This is a genomic window from Aquibium sp. ELW1220 (genome assembly GCF_030398385.1).
Lineage (GTDB): Bacteria > Pseudomonadota > Alphaproteobacteria > Rhizobiales > Rhizobiaceae > Aquibium.
In genome coordinates, this window is sequence record NZ_JAOAOQ010000016.1 from 79,847 (window position 1) to 98,012 (window position 18,166).

An 18,166-nucleotide genomic window follows, 5' to 3' on the forward strand; every position below is an offset into this window, starting at 1 on the left:
CGGCCGTGACCGTACCGCTTGCCGGGAGCGTGGCTGCGGGAAGGAGGCGGAGACGGATGCCCCTCCGTCCCCGCCTCCCGCGCCGGCCTCCGCGCAAAGGCGGACGGCTGGCTGGCGCTAGCCGGTGAAGCCGTAGACTTCGCGGGCGAGGTCCGGTGTGATCAGCCCGTTGCGGATGTCGTCGGCGACGGCTGAGCGGTCGCGCTCCTTCGGGTCGCCGATGCCGCCGCCATTGCCGGTGACGACGCGGATGACGTCGTCGGTGTGGGTGACGAGGCCCGAGACGAAGGAGAAGGTTTCGCGCGACCCGTCCTTGCGGATCACCTCGACATAGTTGGGCGAGCCCTCGTTGCCGCCGTCGAGCGCCCAGGGCGGGAATTTCGAGCGGGTGTAGCCGGCGGTGAGGAAGCCGTTGTCGGCGCGCACGCGGTAATCCATGACGATGCCGCGACCACCGCGATAGCGCCCCTCGCCGCCCGGCGCGACGTTGAGCTCCATGCGGTCGACATAGAGCCCGTTGCGCGCCTCGTTGATCTCGGCCGGGCAGTTGTAGGTCTCGCCGTGGAAGCCGCAGAAGATCGCCGAATTGCCGTCGCCGCCGCGCGAGGCACCCCAGCCGCCGAGCTGCGGCTCGATGATGGTGTACTGGCGCCCGGTATCGGGATGGATGCCGCCGATGAAGGTGCCGCAGACCGAGGCGAAATGGCCCGACGCCAGCCGCTCGGGCATATGCGGGGCGAGGCACCGCCACATGATGTCATACACGCGCAGCTCGATCTCGTAGTAAAAGCCGATCGGCGCCGGTTCCCTGGCGTGGAAGACGGAGCCCTCGCGGGTGAGGAGCCGGATCGGCCGGAACGAGCCCTCGTTTGCGGGCGAATAGGGATCGGTCAGCGACTTGAAGATCATCTGCGCGGCGACCATCACGCCGTCGCGGCTGGTGTTGACCGGGTTGGGCGACTGGTCGGGATTGTCGAGGAGATCCACCTCGAAGGCGTCGTCGGAGATGGTGATCTTCACGTTGAAGATGCGGCCGTCGTCCTGCTCTTCCGACAGCTCGAAAATGCCCTTGGGCAGATCCTTCAGCGCCTTCAGCGACACCTGCTCGCCGAAGTCGAGGAAGGAGGCCATGGCGTTCTGGAAGGTGGCGGTGCCGTATTTCTCGGCGATCTCGACGAGGCGCTTCGCCCCGATGCGCACCGAGGCGATGGCGGCCCAGACGTCGCCTTCGAGCACGTCGGGCATGCGCGAATTGACCTTGATGATCTCCATGACGGAGCGGATCGGCTCGCCCTTCGAGATGATCTTGATGGCGGGCAGGCGCAGCCCCTCCTGGAAGATCTCGGTCGCCTCGCCGGTGAGCGAGCCGGGCGCCATGCCGCCGACGTCGGAATTGTGGGCAATGTTGGTGGTCCAGGCGATGATGGTGTCGCCCACGAACACCGGCATGGCGACGACGATGTCGTTCAAATGCGTGACGCCGCCGTAATAGGGGTCGTTGGTGGCGAAGACGTCGCCGGGCTGGATGTCGCCCGGCCTGTCGTACTTGGCCACGATCACCTTCACCGCCTTGTCGAGCACGCCGATGAAGGCCGGGATGCCCGCGCCCGACGAGGCCAGCGCGCCCTTTGCGTCGGTGATGCCGGTGCCCATGTCGAGCACCTCGTAGATGATCGAGCTCATCGCGGTCTTCTTCATGACCGCGAACATCTCGTCGGCGGCGGCCTGCAGCGAGTTCTGGATGATTTCGAGCGTGATGGGGTCGTTGGCGAGCTTAGTCATGGCGCGCTCCATTTGCGTTGCCTGGCGTTCCTTCGCGCCCCCCTCTGGCCTGCCGGCCATCTCCCCCACGCGGGGGGAGATCGGCTGTCATCGCCGCCGCCGCCAATCGCCGACCTCGCAAGAAGCGCGGAGCGAAAGCGGCAGGACGATCTCCCCCCTCGTGGGGGAGATGGCCGGCAGGCCAGAGGGGGGCAACGTAGGGCATCGCCGTCTCCAAATCAGAGATGAATGTGGATGTTGCCGTAGCCGTCGATCTCGACCCGGTTGCCGGGATGGATGACGACGGTGGTGCCGGGATCCTCGACGATGGCGGGGCCTGCGAAGGCCATACCGGGCTCGAGCTTCGTGCCGTCGTAGATCGCCGCGCGGTGGATGCCTTCGAGCGCGTAGTCGACGTCGCGGTGGCCCTTGAGCGCGGCGTCGGCCGGCGTGCCGGTGGCCTCGCGCTGCGCCATGGTCAGCTTGCCGACCTCGGCCGAGGCGACGAGGTGGATGCCCACCATCTCCACCGGCGCGGAGAGCCGGTAGGTGTATTCGCGCTCATAGGTCTCGTGGAAGGCGGCCTGGATTTCGGCCAGGCGTTCGTCGGTGATCGCGCCCTCGGCGATCAGCACCTCGGTGGTGTGCTCCTGGTTCTGGTAGCGGAACTTGCCGTAGCGCAGCATCCGCACCTTGTCGGCAGCGATGCCCTCGGCGGCGAACTGCCCACGGGCGCGCTCTTCCGTCTCGGTAAAGATCGCCTCGATGCCGGCGGCGGAGCCGGGCGCCAGCTCGGCGAGGCGGGTGACGAAATAGTCGCGGCGCAGGTCCGACATCATCATGCCCCAGGCCGAGAAGACCGAGGCGCCGGCCGGCACCACGACCTTCTTCACGCCGAGTTCCTGCCCGAGCGCGACGCCGTGCATGGCGCCACCGCCGCCGAAGGCCACCAGCGTGAAGTCGCGCGGGTCGTGGCCGCGGTTGAGCGAGACGAGCTTCAGCGCGTTGACCATGTTGTTGTTGGCGATGCGGATGATGCCGCGCGCCGCTTCCGTGGTGTCGACGCCGAGCTTTTCGGCCACGCCCGCAAGCGCCGTCTCCGCCGCCGCCATGTCGGCCACCACCTCGCCGCCGCAGAAATAGTCGCGGTTGATGCGGCCGAGCCGGAGATTGGCGTCGGTGGTGGTGGCGTTGGTACCGCCGCGCCCGTAGGCCGCCGGACCCGGCATGGCGCCGGCCGACTGCGGGCCGACGTGAAGCTTGCCGAAATCGTCGACCCAGGCGATCGAGCCGCCGCCATTGCCGATCTCGACCAGGTCGACGACGGGCACCATGATCGGATAGCCGGCCGAGGTGCGGTCGCGCTCGATCCAGTAATCGGTCTTGATCTTGACCTCGCCGTCCTCGATCAGCGAGCACTTGGCCGTGGTGCCGCCGATGTCGAGCGCCAGCACGTTGGGCTCGCCGATCAGCTTGCCGAGTTCGGCCGCGCCCCAGAAGCCGGAGGCCGGGCCGGATTCGACCATGGTGATCGGGATCTTCGAAACGGAGTCGAGCGAGTCGACGCCGCAGTTCGACTGCATGATGTAGGGGCTGCCCTTCAACCCCTTCTCCTTCAGGCCGCCGGCAAGCCGCGACAGATAGCGCTCGGCGATCGGCTGGACGTAGGCCGAGAGCACGGCCGTGTTGGTGCGCTCGTATTCGCGCCATTCGCGGGTGATCTGGTGCGAGGCGACCGCCGAGACGTCGGGCCAGAGCCGGCGCAACTCGGCCATCGCGGCCTCCTCGTGCGCGGGATCGGCATAGGAGTGCAGGAAGGAGATGGCGACCGCCTGGACGCCGTCGGCCTGGAAGTCGGCGACGATGCCCGGCAGGGCCGACAGGTCGAGCGGCTTCAGCTCTTCGCCCTTGTAGGAAATGCGGCCGGGCAGTTCGCGGCGCAGATAGCGCGGCACGAAGGGCTTCGGCTTCTGGTAGTGCAGGTTGAAGAAGTCGGGCCGGTTGCCGCGCGCGATCTCGAGCGTGTCGCGAAAACCCTCGGTGGTGATGAGCCCGACCTTGACGCCCTTGCGCTCGGTCAGCGCGTTGATCACGACGGTCGTGCCATGCGCCAGGAAGTCGACCGAGGCCGGATCGACGCCGGCCTTGGCGAGCACGTTGAGCACGCCCTGCTCGAAATTCGGCGGCGTGGTGTCGGACTTGGCGGTGACGATGCGCGCCGCCCCGGTGGCGACGTCGGTCTCGAAGCAGACGAGGTCGGTGAAGGTGCCGCCGACGTCGGTAGCGACGCGGATGATGGTCTCGCCCATGGTCAGGCTCCCTTGTTCATGCGCTGGAGGAGAAGCAGGCAGACGAGGCCGGGCAGCTTCAGCGCCTCGGCCGCCGCCACCCGTTCCGGCGTGTAGTATCCCGCGACGTCGAGGCAGTTGATGGTGCCGGCGACCTCGCCATCGATCAGGATCGGCACGTTCATGACGCTCTCGCAGCCGAGCGAACGGATCTGCTCCCAGTCGCCGAAGACCTCGGCGATGGCCTCGATGTCGTTGGCGACGAAGGTCTTCTTCTCGTCGATGACCTGGCGCGACCAGTCGGTCTCGTTGGCAGGCTTGGTGCCGGAGACGGGATAGGCGTCCGGCATGTTGGAATAGACGCGCGCATTGACGCGCTGCGCCCGGTCGCTGGTCATGACGGTGAAGAGCTTTGCGCCGACGACCTGCTGGGTGAGCGCGCAAAGCGCATCCAGGGCAGCCTGCGGCTGGCCGGCGCCGCCGGCGGCTTCGAGGAAGGGCGTATAGTCAGGCACGTTCATTTTCGTTCTCCATGAGACGGTCGCGCAGCCGCACCTCGTCGGCGGTGACGACCGGAACGGCGCCGATCAGGCGTCGCGTGTAGGGATGGTGGGGGTCGGAGAAGATCGTCTCCGTCGGGTTCAGCTCGACCAGCCGCCCGCGCTCGAAGACGGCGACGCGGTCGGCGATGTTGCGCACGACCGACAGGTCGTGGGTGATGAAGACATAGGTGAGCCCGCGGTCTTTCCTCAGATCGTTCAGCAGCTTGAGGACGCGTGCCTGCACCAGCACGTCGAGTGCGGAGGTCGGTTCGTCGAGCACGACGAGATCGGACTGGCAGGCCAGCGCACGCGCGATGGCAACCCGCTGGCGCTGGCCGCCCGAGAGCGCGTCGGGGGCGCGGGAGGCATAATCCGCCGGCAGGCCGACCTCTTCGAGGAGTTCGCCGACGCGGGCCGCGCGGGCGGACCGTTCCCCGAGCCCGTGCACGTCGAGCGGCAGGCGCAGTGACGCGCCGACCGTTCGCTTCGGGTTGAGCGAGGAGAGCGGGTTCTGCTGGACGAGCTGGATCGCGCGGCGATGGGCGAGCGTGCGGGCGGCCGGCAGCATCTCGCCCTTGAAGGCGATGGTGCCGGCGGTCGGCGGGTAGATGCCGAGGATCATGTTGGCGATGGTCGACTTGCCCGAGCCGCTTTCGCCGACGATCGCCAGGCATTCGCCCTGACGCACGTCGAAGGACACGTCGTCGACGGCTCGCACTTCGTGGCGGCCCTGGGTGAAGGTCTTGGAGACGCGGTCGAGGGACAGCAGCGCGGTCATTGGCGGTGGCCGCTTTTGGCTTCGGCGGTGAGGCCGCGTTCTGTCGCGCCCCCCTCTGGCCTGCCGGCCCTCTCCCCCACGAGGGGGGAGATCACGCGCGTCGGCGGCGAGCTTGATCTCCCCCCTCGTGGGGGAGAGGGCCGGCAGGCCAGAGGGGGGCGCCGTAGAGTGCAAGCGATGGAGACCTGGCCACCAACCATCACCCCGCCTCCCCCGGCTCTTCGCATCCCTCATGCACCACCATCGGCGCGAAGTAGCTGTCCGACACGTCGTCGATCTCGGGGATGCCGCCGCCGGTGATGCGGGGGACGGCGGCGAGAAGGGCGCGGGTGTAGGGGTGGCGGGGGTCGGCGAAGAGATCGGCCGAGCGGCCTTGCTCGACGATGCGGCCCTTGTAGATGACGTAGACGCGGTCGGCGAATTCGCGCACGACACCGAGATTGTGCGAAATGAACAGCACCGAGGTGCGGTGCTTCTCGACCAGGTCGCGCATCAAGGACAGGGTCTGCGCCTGCACGGTGACGTCGAGCGCGGTGCCCGGCTCGTCAGCGATCAGAAGCGAGGGTTCGTTGGCGAGCGCCATGGCGATCATGACGCGCTGGTTCATGCCGCCGGACAGCTGGAAGGAATAGGAATCGAGCGCGCGGGCGGGATCGGGGATCGCGACGTCGGCCAGCGCCGCTTGGGCCTTCCTCCGCGCGTCCGCCTGCGAGATGCCGGGCTCGGCGCGCTTCAGCACCTCGTGGAACTGCGCGCCGATGCGGTAGACCGGGTTGAGCGAGGAGGTCGGGTCCTGGAAGATCATCGACATCCTCGTGCCGCGCAGGGCGTGGCGCCGGCGCTCGGTCAGCGTCGACAGGTCCTGCCCCTCGAAAGACACGCGGCCGCCGATGCGCGCGGTCTTCAGCTGCTGCAAGAGGCCGAGCACGATGCGGGCGGTGACGGACTTGCCCGAGCCGCTTTCGCCGACCAGCGCGACGCGCTCGCCCTTCATGATGTGCAGCGAGATGCCGTGCAGCACGTCGACCTGCCCGGCCCAGCCGCGGAAGCCGAGGGTGAGATCGCGGATGAGAAGCGTCGGCGCGGTCACTGGCCGCCCCCCAGCACGTCGCGCAGCGCGTCGCCGACGAGGTTGAAGCCGAAGACGGCGACGAGGATGGCGAGGCCCGGGAAGACGGTGAGCCACCAGGAATCCGGCAGGTATTTCGCGCCGTCGGCGACCATCGAGCCGAGATCGGGCGTCGGCGGCTGCACGCCGAGCCCCAGGAAGGAGAGCGACGAGGCGATGAGGATGACGAAGCCGAGGTCGAGCGTCATCTTGGTGACGATCGAGGGGACGCAGTTGGGCAGGATCTCGCGGAAGATCACATGCATCCTCGACGCACCGATCACCTCGGCGGCGAGCACGTAGCCCTCCTCCTTCTCGGAGCGGGCGAGATTGTAGACGAGGCGCGTGTACCAGGGCCACCACATGGCGGTGACGGCCAGCATGCCGTTGGTGAGCGTGGGCTGGAGCAGGCCCATCATCGACATGGCGAGCACCAGCGGCGGGATCGACAGGAAGACGTCGGTGATGCGCATCAGGACGTATTCGGTCCAGCCGCCGAGATAGCCGGCAACGAGCCCGATGGTGACGCCGATCGGCACGGCGATGACCAGCACCACGACGCCGAGCAGAAGCGAGATGCGGTAGGCGTAGAGGATGCGCGAGAACAGGTCGCGGCCGACGAGATCGGTGCCGAAGATATAGGGCCATTCCGGCGGCCTGTTGAAATTGGCGAAATCGACCACGGCGCCGGCATGGGTGGGGAACGGGGCGATGACATCGGCGAAGACCGCCGACAGGACGACCATGGCGACGAGGAACAGGCCGAGCGCCGACAGCGGGTTGCGCAGCAGGATGAAGAGCGTGCGCTTCATGAGCGGCCACCGGATGCACGACGATGGTGACGAGCAGCCTCACGCCCCGCCCATGCGTTGCCTGCACGCGGGCAGCGCAACCACCGCCGGATCGGGTGCACGGTACCCCCACCCCTCACCCCTCCCCACAAGGGGGAGGGGGACACCGGCGACGTGCGTCGCCGCGTCCGGCAGAACCTGGCGCGACGCGGATCGCCCCCCTCCCCCTTGTGGGGAGGGGTGAGGGGTGGGGGTGTTGCGCGCAAATGTTTCGGACATTCGCGCAGCGTGGTGCAACGCGGACGTTCCGCGGCAAACGCGCAGGTCGACGAGGCGGCACGCTGCAAGGTGCGGGAAGAGCGGATGTCGTCCATCACCCTGCCCTCTGCGACAGCCGGATGCGCGGGTTGATCAGCGCGATGAGGAGGTCGACGACGACGTTGACGATCAGGAACAGCGCCGAGATGATCAGCACCGTGCCGACGATGGCGTTCAGGTCCTTGCGCAGGATGACGGCGACGCCGTAGCGCGACAGGCCGGGCCAGGCGAAAACGGCCTCGACCAGGAAAGCGTTGCCGAGCATGGCGGCGAAGTCGAGGCCGATGATGGTGAGCGAGGGGATGAGCGAGGGCCGGAACGCCCAGCGCCGAGCGATGCGGCCTTCGGCGAAACCGTAGGACTGCGCCATCTCGATGTAGGGCTTCTCGTAGGTCTCGACCATGTTGGCGCGGGTGAGCCGCGCCGCCTGGCCGATGCCCGAGAGCGCCAGCGCGAAGGCCGGCAGCACGATGTGCCAGGCAGCGTTGGCGAAGGCGGAGAGATTGCCGGCCAGCAGCGTGTCGATGGTGAGGAAGCCGGTGACCGGCGCGATCGTGTAGCTGTCGGCGATGCGGCCGGCGATCGGGAACAGCGGCAGGAAATAGGCAAAGCACAGCATCAGGATGACGGCCCAGACAAAGCTTGGCGCCGACACGCCGAGCAGCGTGACCAGCCGGATCGCGTGGTCGGCCCAGGTGCCGCGCCAGCGCGCCGCCATGACGCCGAGTGGCAGGCCGATCGCCACCATCATCAGGCCGGCGACGAGGATCAGCTCCAGCGTGGCGGGCAGGAACTGCGCGATGTCGGTGGTGACGGGGCGGTTGGTGTAGAGCGAGATGCCGAGATCGCCGCGAAACACGTCGCGGACGAAGTAGGCGTATTGCACGACCAGCGCATCGTCGAGATGCAGCCGCTCGCGCATCTGCGCCACCTGCTCGACGCTGGCGTTCGGCCCGAGCGCAATGCGCGCGGGGTCACCCGGGATGATCCGGGCGATGGCGAAGATCAGCATCGAGACCCCCACCAGGACGAGCAGGGAGGTTCCGAGCCGCTTCGCGAGGAGGCGGGCGACGGGTGGCATGGCGCTTCTTCGGTTCGCAGGGACCGGCGGTCGCCCGCCGGTCCCGCTCGCGGGGTTCGGTTACTGGCCGGTCATTTCCATCAGGCGGAAGGTGAAGCCCATGCCGTCGAGGCCGAAGGACTTTTCCGGATCGCTGAGCGCCGGCACCTTGACCCTATTCGACGCGGCGAAGAGCGACTGCCGGTCGTAGCCGTAGATGGTCGGAGCGATCTCCATCAGCCGGTCGTTGAGCGCGGCATAGGTGGCCTGGCGCTCGGCCGGATCGGTGACGGTGCGGCCCTTGACGAGCAGGTCGTCGACGGTGGCGTCGGTCAGGTATTCCGGCGACTGCCAGGTGCCCTTCAGCGAGGAGTGGTACATCGGGAAGAGCAGCGTGTCGGGATCGCCGGTCACCGCGTTGGCGAAGATCTGCGAGACGTTCGGCGTGTTCTCGGGCTTCGTCACCAGCTCGGTGAACAGCGCCCACGGCACCTTGCGGATTTCCGACTTGATGCCGATCTCGGCGAAGTTCGCCTGCATCAGGAGCGCGAAGCGTTCCTCGATCGGCACTTCGCCGATCCAGGAGAGCTCCAGCGTGAAGTCCTCGGGCTTGTATTTGCAGGCGGCGAGATGTGCCTTGGCCGCTTCGAGGTCGCGCGCCAGCGGCGTTTCGCCCGCGCCGAACATGCCGACCGGGATCGCGCCGGTGGACGGGCTGCCCTGCGAAATGCCATCGGCGACCGCCACCATCCGGATGCCGGCGGAATAGTCGAAGGCGGACGCCAGCGCCAGGCGGCAGTTGACGTCGTCGAGCGGCGGCTTGGCGGTGTTCAGCTTGACGTAGAAGGCGCCGCCGCCGGTCTCCCTGAGGATCTGCGCGCCGCTGCCGGCGAGCGCCTTCAGCACCTCCGGCGGCAGCCACTGCGAGGAGATGTCGTGCTCGCCCTGGGCGATCAGCGTGCGCACGGTGGCCGCCTCGAGGCCGTAGCGCAGGCGCACCTGGTCGGGCGCGCTGGCCGCCACGTCGAGGAAATAGTCCGGATTCTTCTCCATGACCGTTTCCTGCTGCGGATTGTGCGAGACGACCTTGTAGGCACCCGAGCCAGCGCCATTGGCCGACAGGAAGGCCTGGCCCCAGTCCTTCATCTCTCCCTCGCCTTCGCCGAGATTTGCCATGACGAGCGTCTTGTCGAGAATCGGCAGGCGCACCAGCGAGGCGACGAAGGGCGAGTAGGGTTCGGTCAGCTTGAAGCGGACGGTGTTCGCATCGACGGCCTCGGCGGCTTCGACCTTGGCGAAGACGAAGGAGAGGCCGGCGCCGAGCGCCTTCATGCGGTCGAAGGAGAACACGACGTCCTCGGCCGTCAGCGGATTGCCGCTCTGGAAGGTGACGTCGGAGCGCAGCTTGAACACGAAGTCGTTGCCGTCGGCCTCCCAGCTTTGGGCGAGATGCGGCGCGTAGCCCGGGCCGCCCTGCACGGGCAGGACGAGCGTGTCGTAGACGTTGAACATCAGGATGGAGTCGGCATAGTCCGACGCCTTGCCCGGATCGAGCTCGCCGACGGCGACCTCGTCGAGGCGCAGCACGGTCTGCGCGGACGCCTGCGCGATGGCAAGCGGCGTGAGAATGGTTGCGGCGAGAAGCGCTGCCGCGAACGGCCTGGCGATCGATATCATCATGATTCCCCTTTGTTGATTCTGGACGTGGATGTCTTGCGGCCGCGCGCGGCGGACCGCTGGACGACCGGATGTGGTTCTTCAGTCGCCGGATTGTCGCCGAACACGTCCATCGTGCAGGTGTGCAGGATGGTGGCGGGCGAGCCGGTGTGGTTCCACGACGAGTGGACCCGGTTGGACTGGAAGTGCAGCGAATCGCCCGCTTCGAGGATGTTGGTCTCCCCTTCGAGCTCGACGGTGATGGCACCCTGCAGCACGTAGAAGATCTCCTCGCCCTCGTGCGCGATCGGCTCGGAGCGATAGCCCGGTGGCTCGTGAATGATCAGGCTGCGCAGCACGTTTCCCGGAAACGAGGTCGAGAGACGCTCGTAGACCAGCGAGTTGCCGCCGACCGCATAGTGCTGGCGCTGGTTCTGCCGGGTCATGGAATCGGTGACCTTGGGCTGCGACAGGAACTCCGAGACGTGCAGCCCGAGCACGCGCGACACCGACACCAGTGACGACAGCGACGGCGTGGTGATGCCGCGCTCGATCTGGGAAATGAAGCCGACGGAGAGGCCCGCGCCGTCCGCAACCTCCTTCAGGGTAAGCCCGAGCGCCTGGCGCCGCGTCCGCAGGCGGTCGCCCAGCGGCGCCGCCTCGGCACCCGCAACGCCCTCGTGATCCACCTGGTCGGCCACGCCTCACCCCGTTTTAGTATTTCTAAAACGTGACTCGCCGACCGGAACGAGTCAAGCGGATTTTTTAGTCCGGCTAAACACGCTGCAGTCGTCCGCCGCCTGTGGCGCGACCGTGGATCGAGCCTGCCTGGACCGTTGACCCGGCGCTTTACGGACTGTTAATATGACACCGTCCGAGGTTCCCGTGCCAATGCAGGCCGGGAGGAGATAGGGAATACGGGACGGTGCCGCAGGCATCGCAACCGTAGCTGCCCCCGCAACTGTAAGCGGCGAGGCTTGTCCGCTGATGCCACTGAGACGCATTCGCCGTCTCGGGAAGGCAGGTCAAGCCGTTGAACCGCAAGCCAGGAGACCTGCCTCGGGCCGTCACGTTTCCGGATGCGGGGAGCTTCCGGCGCTGTCTCGCACAGTGGTGGCTTTCGTCATCGCTGGGGGACTCCGACACCGATCCCACCGGCACCATTGCAACCATGACCGCGTCCGAGGGGGCGCGGCGCTGGGGGACCGTCATGAACAACAAGAAAGCGCTGTCGCTTTCCGCCGCCGTTTCCGTTTTTTCGCTGATCGTCGCAGCACCCGCCTTCGCGCAGGAACTCGACATCGGCGAGGTCGTCATCACGCCGAACCGCGCGCCCACCGACAAGGCCAAGACCGGCTCCAAGGTGGAGACGGTGAGCAAGGAGGAGATCGAGGCGCAGGCCCGGCCGCTGATCGTCGACTACCTGAACCAGCTGCCCGGCATCCACATCACCTCGCCCGGGGGACCGGGCACCGAGGCCAGCCTCTCCGTGCGCGGCCTGCCGCGCCGCTACGTCAAGACGCTCTACAACGGCATCGACATCTCCGACCCGACGAGCACGCAGGTGCAGACGTCCTACCAGTACCTGCTGGCCGACAATGTCGGCAGCATCGAGGTGCTGAAGGGTTCGCAGAGCACGCTGTATGGCTCGGACGCGATCGCCGGCGTCATCTCCATCTCCACGCTCGGCGGCATCGAGCCCGGCGTGAAGCATCTCGTCGGCGTCGAGGCCGGATCGAACGGCACGGTGCGCGGCGCCTACGGCCTGCGCGCCGCCAACGACAAGGCGAGCCTGTCGTTCAACGTCGCCGGCTTCCACACCGACGGCATCTCGTCGGCCGCGCTCGGGTCGGAAGGCGATGCCTTCGACCTCGGCAATCTCGACATCAGTGGCGAGTACCGCTTCAGCGAGGCCTTCTCCGTCTTCGCCAGTGCGCTCTACATCAAGGGCGAGGCGGATTACGACAATGACCGCTACGTCAATCCGGACACCGGCGAGATCGTCGAGCCGTCGGACAACCTTCTGAACAGGAACGCGACCGAGCAGGCCGCCGCCCGCTTCGGCTTCAACCTCGACCTGCTCGACGGCCGGCTGAAGAACACCGCCTCCGTGCAGGTCTTCCAGCTCGACCGCGCCATCCGCTCCGTCGACCCGCTCTACGGCGCCTTCGACGCGGACTACACCGGCACCCGCACCAAGTTCGACTACCAGGGGTCGTTCGAGGCTTCGACCTGGCTGACGCTGCAGTATGGCGCCGACCACGAGATGCAGGGCGCCGCAGCGACCGACAATTACGGCACCGACACCGACGAGGACTTCTCGCTGACCGGCGTCTGGACGCAGGCGATCCTCGAGCCGGTCGAGAACCTGGTGCTGACCGCGGGCCTGCGCCACGACAGCCACTCGGAATTCGGCGAGCACCTGACCTATCGCGGCACCGCGTCCTACCTGTTCGACCAGACCGGCACGCGGCTGCATGGTTCCGTCGGCACCGGCTTTCGTGCACCCAGCCTCTACGAGCTGTATGGGCCTTACGTCGGCAACACCGCCCTCCAGCCCGAGACGAGCTTCAGCTTCGACATGGGCGTGGAGCAGACCTTCCTGGACGGGGCACTGGTGGCCGACGTGACGGTCTTCATGCTCGATGTCGATGATCTCATCATCTACGACAGCCCGACCGGCACCTACCAGCAGTCGGACGGGACGACGACGTCGCGCGGCGTCGAGACCTCCGTCATCTGGAAAGCATCGAGCTGGCTCGACCTCGGGGCGAACTACACCTACACCGACGCGAAGGATGCCGACGGCGACCGCGCCATCCGCATTCCCGAACACGCGATCGGCTTGCAAGCGACGGTGCGCCCGGCGGAAAAGTGGACCATTTCAGCCACGGCCAAGATCCCGCTCGACGCGCTGGACACCATCATCGTCGGCAGCCAGTCCTACACCGGAACCTGCTATCCCGCGCCCAACTTCGACCCCACGCCCTGCACGCAGTACAGTGCGGTGCGCGGCGACGTGAAGCTCGACGACTACGTGCTGCTCAACGCCAAGGTGGCCTACAAGCCGACCGACAACACCGAAGCCTATGTGCGGGTCGAGAACCTGCTCGACCAGAAGTACCAGGTGTCGCCGGGCTTCGGCACGGCCGGCATCTCGGCCTTCGCGGGCTTCAAGGCGCAGTTCTGATGCGCTGCCGCCCGGCGACGGCCCACACCGGCGGCCTCGCGCCCGCCGGTGCGCGGCTGCCGGGCGGCTGGTCTTCACCGCTCGCCGTCGCGCTCGTCGCGGCGGCGCTCGCCGGTCCGGCTTCGCGCGCTGCGGCAGACGAGGCTCCGCGCGTCATGTCGCTCAACGTCTGCACGGACCAGCTGGTGCTGGCGCTGGCGGAGCCCTCGCGCATCGTCTCGCTGTCGGTGCTGTCGGGCGATCCGGACTATTCCTATCTGCATGCGCAGGCCGGCGCGTTTCCCAACAATGCCGGCGTGGCAGAAGAGGTGTTCATCGCCCGTCCCGACCTGGTGGTGACCGGCACCTATTCGCTGCACAACACGACGCAGCTCCTGCGCCATCTCGGGCTGCGGGTGGAAGAGTTCGGTTATACGCAGACGCTCGACACGATCGCCGGCGACATCCGCCGCATGGGCACGATCCTCGGCCATGCCGATGCGGGCGAAGCCATGGCCGCGACCTTCGAGCGCGATCTCGCGGCGCTCGCCCTGCCCGCGGACGCACCGCGGCCGACCGCCGTCATCTTCGGCCAGAACGGGGTGGCGACCGGTGCCGGCACGCTGGCCGACAGCGTGCTTGCGGCGGCGGGCTTCCGCAATCTCGCCGCCGAGCGCGGATTCTCCGGCATGGCGCCCTACTCGCTCGAACTCCTGGTCGTGGACCGGCCCGACGTGGTGCTGCTCTCCGCCCGGGTCGAGGACGCGCCTGCATTGGCCGACCAGGTGACGCGCCATCCCGCCATTGCATCGAGCGGCGCGATGACGGCGACCGGAATCGTGCCGCGCGGCTCGTGGAGCTGCGGCGGACCGTTCACGCTGGAGGCCGTGCGCGCGCTGCGCGTCCTGCGCGACGAACTCCTCGCGGCGGAAGACGCCTCGGGATGAGCCCGGCCCGCCTCGCCCTCCTGTTGTCGATCGCCGTGGCGCTGCTCTTCGCCGCGTCGCTTCTGGTCGGCCCGGCGGCGCTCGGACTGACGGCGAGCCTCGACGGGCTCCTGTCGGGCGGCGGCGAAGCGGCGGCGATCATCATGCGCGAGGTGCGCCTGCCGCGCGCGCTGCTGGCCGCCCTCGTCGGCTTCGGCCTCGGCCTGTCCGGCGCTGCCCTGCAGGGCTTCCTGCGCAACCCGCTGGCCGAACCTGGCATCATCGGCGTTTCGGCCACGGCTTCGCTGGGCGCCGTCATCATGTTCTATTCGGGCCTCGCCGGCGCCTCGATGCTGGCGCTGCCGGCCGGCGCGATGGTGGGCGCGCTGGTGGCAGTGGTTGTGTTGCTCGCAATCGCCGCCGGCAACACGACGACGCTGACGCTGATCCTGGCCGGAATCGCGCTGTCGAGCCTCGCGGGCGCCTTCACCTCGCTGGCGCTCAACCTCTCGCCCAACCCCTTCGCCAGCTACGAGATCATCTTCTGGCTGCTCGGCTCGATCAAGGACCGGTCGATGCTGCACGTCTGGATCTCGCTGCCGCCGATGATCGTCGGCTGGACGCTGATCCTCGCCTCGGCGCGGGCGCTCGACGCGCTGTCCTTCGGCGAGGAGGCGGCGCAGAGCCTCGGCATCGACCTGCCGCGCGCCCGGATCATGCTGGTGGCGGGCGTCGCGCTGGCGGTGGGCGCGGGCGTGGCCGTGACCGGCGCGATCGGATTCGTCGGCCTCGTCGTGCCGCACCTGCTGCGGCCCCTGACCGACCGCATGCCGAGCCGGCTGCTGCTGCCGTCGGGGCTCGGCGGCGCGGCGCTGCTGCTCGCCGCCGACATCGCCGCACGCACCATCGTTCCGGCCAAGGAGCTCAATGTCGGCGTGCTGACGGCGCTGATCGGGGCGCCTTTCTTCCTGTGGCTCGTCACCCGCTCGCGCCGGGGGCTCGCCTGATGGAGCTTTCCGCCCGAGGCCTGAATGTCGACCTTGCCGGCCGCGCGGTGCTGCGCGGCGTCGATGTCGATGTGCGCCCAGGCGAGGTGGTCGGCCTGCTCGGACCGAACGGCGCCGGCAAGTCGACACTGATGCGGGCGCTCGCCGGACAGGTCGCTCATGCGGGCACGGTGCGCATCGGCGGGCGCGACGGTGCGGCCCTGTCCCCGTCCGAACGCGCCCGGCTCGTCGCCTACCTGCCGCAGACACGGGTGATCGGCTGGCCGGTGAGCGTCGAGAAGGCGGTGGCGCTCGGCCGCCTGCCCTGGCTCGGCTTCGGCGGCAGGCCCGGGCCGCGCGACGTGGAGATCTGCCGCGAAGCGATGGCGGTGATGGACGTCGAGGGCCTCGCCGGCCGCCGCGCCACCGAGCTTTCCGGCGGCGAGCAGGCGCGGGTGCTGGCCGCCCGCGCGATTGCCCAGGACACGCCGATGCTGATCGCCGACGAGCCGGCGTCCGGCCTCGACCCGGCGCACCAGATCGCGATGATGGCCGCGCTCGGCACCATCGCCAGGCGCCGCCGCGCCATCCTGGTGTCGCTGCATGACCTGACGCTGGCGGCGCGCTGGTGCGACCGGGTGGTGGTGCTGCGCGACGGCGCCGTGGCCGCCGACGGCGACCCGGCAGACGTCCTCGATGCGGCGATGCTGGCCAAAATCTTCGGCATCCGCGCCCATATCGCCCGGGAGGACGGGCGACCGGTGCTGGCGCCGGTCGGACTGTCCGGCGAGGCCGCGCGCGGGACCGCCGCGGGAGAGATGCGATGACCCGCCACAACGCCCCCGCCTGGATCGACCTCGCGCGCCGCAGCAGAGCAGCGGCGGCACAGTTGCAGCCCGGCAACGGTGACGCCGGATCGGGAGACGAAGCGCCGGCCGTCGATGCAGCACGGCGCGGCGAGAACGACAATGCCGGCGCGTTGCCCGCCTTCGGCCTGTCGGCCGGCGGCCGTTCGGCGGCGCTCCTGCCAGGCGCACCGTCGCGCGGCCGCCGGCTCGGCACCGCGGTCGCGCTGTTCCTCTCGGCTGCGGTCCATGCCGCCGCTTTCGCGTGGCTTTCGGGCAACCTGGCCGTGGAGGGGATGGAAGCTGCCTCGGAGGGCATATCGGTCGAGATCGTGTTCGACGTGCCGGCCACGACCGCCAGCGCCGCGATCGCGGGCAATGACGGCGCCGCCGTCGCGGATGCCGAGCCGGCGGTGGCGGTCGATCAGACGGTGGCGGAGGCCGTGCAGCCGCACGAGGCCGAAGCGGCCAAGCCGACGGAGTCCGCCGGCATCGCAGCCGCGGACGAGCCTGAGACCATGGCCCTCGCCGAACCGGCTCTTGCCGAGGCCGTGCAGCCGGACGTCGCCGAACCCGCCGCGGCGGCGCCGGTGGAGGATGCTGAGACCGTCGGGCCGGACAGCGCGGAGAAGGCCGAGACCGTGGCACCGGCCGACCCCGCGGAGCCGGTCGACATGCCCGGGGCGGTCGAGCCCTCCGCCGTCGCTGCGGACGTCGTAAAATCGCCCGAGGCCGCAGGCCCGGTCGAGCCCGCCGTCGCGGAAGCGGTGCCGGACGCGCCCGCCGTCGAACCTGCCCCGTCGTCCGAAACGGCGGCAGCGCAGCCCGTCGCGCCCGAGGCCGCCGCGGATACGGCGCCGACGACGGCGGATGCCGTGGAAGCCGTCCCGTCCGAGGCGGAACCGGTCGAGGCCGGGATGGACGCCCCGGGCGTGGCCGAAACGGCAGAGGCCCAGCCCCTCGCTGCGGATGGTCCGGCCGAGGTCGCGGTCGCTCCAGCCGAACCGGTGGGCGCAGTCGACGCGGGGGCACTGCAGCCGGCGGCGCCAGCAGTCGCGGCGCCCGAGCCGGCCCGCCCGGCAGCAGCGCCGGCGGCTCCGGCCTTCGCACCGCCCGCCCCGGATGCCGCGACGGCTGACCTGCTGGCGACGCCGCCACTCGTCGAGCCCGTGCCGGACATCGCCAGCGATGTCTCCCTGCCGGAGACCATGGCGCAGGTGCCGCAACCGCGTCCCGAGCCGCAGGCCGACGCGACGAAGCCGGCGCCGGCCAGGACCGCGCGCAAGGACGCGCAGGCGCGTGCCGTGGAGCCGGACCGCGCGAGCGCGGCCGCGCCTCCCACGCCAAGCAAGCCGGGCCGGCAGGCAAAGGCCGCGGCGGCGTCAGCCGACAAGCCGGCCGAGACCACCGCCCGCAGGCCCGCCCCTGCGGCAAGTGCCGGAAGCCAGGCCCGCGCCGCGGCGGCGCCCGGCGCGAAGGAGAAGTACGGCCGCCGGGTGCTCTCCCATGTCGAGCGCCACAAGCGCTACCCGGCGGCGGCTCGCAACGCCGGCATCACCGGCGTGACGCGGCTGTCGATCACCATCGATCGCGCCGGCGGCCTCGCCGGTGCGCGCGTCTCGTCGGGATCCGGACACGCGATCCTCGACGAGGAGGCGCTGGCGGTGGCCCGGCGCGCGGCACCCTACCCCCGCCCGCCCGAGGGCGTGGGTGGCCAAACCTTCTCCTTCGCCGTGACCCTCCGCTTCAAGCGCTGACCATGCGTCGCTGAGGCTCCGGGGTCCCTCGCCGGCGCCGGCCGATTCCCTTTCCGCCGCATGTCCCGCAAGGGCCGGAGCGAAACGGTCGCCGCCAGCCTGTTGCCGGGTCTGCAATACTCCGGCCCACCCAGTGGCCCGGCCCGCCCCCTGCCCCGGCCCCGCCGGCTCCGCCGCCCGC

Annotated in this window: 14 protein-coding genes and 1 riboswitch; of the genes, 5 read left to right on the plus strand and 9 right to left on the minus strand. The window is 69.2% G+C overall.

All coding sequences use genetic code 11. The features are described 5' to 3' along the window. Positions 1-117: 117 nt before the first annotated feature. The 9 genes from N1F91_RS15855 to N1F91_RS15895 form a co-directional block, all read right to left on the minus strand. Positions 118-1,782, minus strand: a complete 1,665-nt coding sequence (locus N1F91_RS15855) for a hydantoinase B/oxoprolinase family protein (protein ID WP_289993749.1) — start codon at positions 1,780-1,782, stop codon at positions 118-120. A gap of 218 nt (positions 1,783-2,000) precedes the next feature. Beyond that, positions 2,001-4,070, minus strand: a complete 2,070-nt coding sequence (locus N1F91_RS15860; protein WP_289993750.1) for a hydantoinase/oxoprolinase family protein — start codon at positions 4,068-4,070, stop codon at positions 2,001-2,003. A 2-nt stretch (positions 4,071-4,072) separates the two neighbouring features. Further along, entirely contained in the window at positions 4,073-4,570 is a 498-nt protein-coding gene (locus N1F91_RS15865) for a GAF domain-containing protein (RefSeq protein WP_289993751.1), read from the minus strand. Then, on the minus strand, positions 4,557-5,369 hold the full coding sequence (locus N1F91_RS15870; RefSeq protein WP_289993753.1) for an ATP-binding cassette domain-containing protein: 813 nt from the start codon (positions 5,367-5,369) through the stop codon (positions 4,557-4,559). The genes N1F91_RS15865 and N1F91_RS15870 overlap by 14 nt, the downstream gene beginning before the upstream one ends. A gap of 199 nt (positions 5,370-5,568) precedes the next feature. After that, positions 5,569-6,459 (minus strand): ABC transporter ATP-binding protein, encoded by an 891-nt coding sequence (locus N1F91_RS15875; RefSeq protein WP_289993755.1) that lies wholly within the window; start codon positions 6,457-6,459, stop codon positions 5,569-5,571. Next, positions 6,456-7,289 (minus strand): ABC transporter permease, encoded by an 834-nt coding sequence (locus tag N1F91_RS15880; protein ID WP_289993757.1) that lies wholly within the window; start codon positions 7,287-7,289, stop codon positions 6,456-6,458. The genes N1F91_RS15875 and N1F91_RS15880 overlap by 4 nt, the downstream gene beginning before the upstream one ends. Positions 7,290-7,641: 352 nt before the next feature. Beyond that, entirely contained in the window at positions 7,642-8,667 is a 1,026-nt protein-coding gene (locus N1F91_RS15885) for an ABC transporter permease (protein ID WP_289993762.1), read from the minus strand. 60 nt (positions 8,668-8,727) lie between these two features. Further along, entirely contained in the window at positions 8,728-10,326 is a 1,599-nt protein-coding gene (locus tag N1F91_RS15890; RefSeq protein WP_289993763.1) for an ABC transporter substrate-binding protein, read from the minus strand. Further along, complete coding sequence (locus tag N1F91_RS15895; RefSeq protein ID WP_289993764.1) at positions 10,323-11,003, minus strand: cupin domain-containing protein; 681 nt, start codon at positions 11,001-11,003, stop codon at positions 10,323-10,325. The genes N1F91_RS15890 and N1F91_RS15895 overlap by 4 nt, the downstream gene beginning before the upstream one ends. Positions 11,004-11,162: 159 nt before the next feature. Next, positions 11,163-11,379, plus strand: a riboswitch (cobalamin riboswitch). 133 nt (positions 11,380-11,512) lie between these two features. Between N1F91_RS15895 and N1F91_RS15900 the strand changes: the two genes are divergently transcribed. From N1F91_RS15900 to N1F91_RS15920, 5 genes are read left to right on the plus strand one after another with little or no spacing between them, the layout of a single operon-like run. Further along, positions 11,513-13,492: a TonB-dependent receptor gene (locus tag N1F91_RS15900; protein WP_289993766.1), complete on the plus strand. Its 1,980-nt coding sequence runs from the start codon at positions 11,513-11,515 to the stop codon at positions 13,490-13,492. Continuing rightward, positions 13,492-14,418: an ABC transporter substrate-binding protein gene (locus N1F91_RS15905; RefSeq protein ID WP_289993768.1), complete on the plus strand. Its 927-nt coding sequence runs from the start codon at positions 13,492-13,494 to the stop codon at positions 14,416-14,418. Before N1F91_RS15900 ends, N1F91_RS15905 begins: the two co-directional genes overlap by 1 nt. After that, entirely contained in the window at positions 14,415-15,404 is a 990-nt protein-coding gene (locus N1F91_RS15910; RefSeq protein WP_289993770.1) for an iron ABC transporter permease, read from the plus strand. The genes N1F91_RS15905 and N1F91_RS15910 overlap by 4 nt, the downstream gene beginning before the upstream one ends. Further along, positions 15,404-16,210 (plus strand): ABC transporter ATP-binding protein, encoded by an 807-nt coding sequence (locus tag N1F91_RS15915; protein WP_289993771.1) that lies wholly within the window; start codon positions 15,404-15,406, stop codon positions 16,208-16,210. The genes N1F91_RS15910 and N1F91_RS15915 overlap by 1 nt, the downstream gene beginning before the upstream one ends. Continuing rightward, a complete protein-coding gene (locus N1F91_RS15920) occupies positions 16,207-17,985 on the plus strand; it encodes a TonB family protein (protein ID WP_289993773.1) in 1,779 nt (592 codons plus the stop codon). Before N1F91_RS15915 ends, N1F91_RS15920 begins: the two co-directional genes overlap by 4 nt. Positions 17,986-18,166 lie beyond the last annotated feature (181 nt).

Coding starts and splice junctions, on each gene's coding strand:
- N1F91_RS15855 (WP_289993749.1), bottom strand. CDS start 1,782: ATGACTAAGCTCGCCAACGACCCCATCACGCTCGAAATCATCCAGAAC.
- N1F91_RS15860 (WP_289993750.1), bottom strand. CDS start 4,070: ATGGGCGAGACCATCATCCGCGTCGCTACCGACGTCGGCGGCACCTTC.
- N1F91_RS15865 (WP_289993751.1), bottom strand. CDS start 4,570: ATGAACGTGCCTGACTATACGCCCTTCCTCGAAGCCGCCGGCGGCGCC.
- N1F91_RS15870 (WP_289993753.1), bottom strand. CDS start 5,369: ATGACCGCGCTGCTGTCCCTCGACCGCGTCTCCAAGACCTTCACCCAG.
- N1F91_RS15880 (WP_289993757.1), bottom strand. CDS start 7,289: ATGAAGCGCACGCTCTTCATCCTGCTGCGCAACCCGCTGTCGGCGCTC.
- N1F91_RS15885 (WP_289993762.1), bottom strand. CDS start 8,667: ATGCCACCCGTCGCCCGCCTCCTCGCGAAGCGGCTCGGAACCTCCCTG.
- N1F91_RS15890 (WP_289993763.1), bottom strand. CDS start 10,326: ATGATGATATCGATCGCCAGGCCGTTCGCGGCAGCGCTTCTCGCCGCA.
- N1F91_RS15900 (WP_289993766.1), top strand. CDS start 11,513: ATGAACAACAAGAAAGCGCTGTCGCTTTCCGCCGCCGTTTCCGTTTTT.
- N1F91_RS15905 (WP_289993768.1), top strand. CDS start 13,492: ATGCGCTGCCGCCCGGCGACGGCCCACACCGGCGGCCTCGCGCCCGCC.
- N1F91_RS15910 (WP_289993770.1), top strand. CDS start 14,415: ATGAGCCCGGCCCGCCTCGCCCTCCTGTTGTCGATCGCCGTGGCGCTG.
- N1F91_RS15915 (WP_289993771.1), top strand. CDS start 15,404: ATGGAGCTTTCCGCCCGAGGCCTGAATGTCGACCTTGCCGGCCGCGCG.
- N1F91_RS15920 (WP_289993773.1), top strand. CDS start 16,207: ATGACCCGCCACAACGCCCCCGCCTGGATCGACCTCGCGCGCCGCAGC.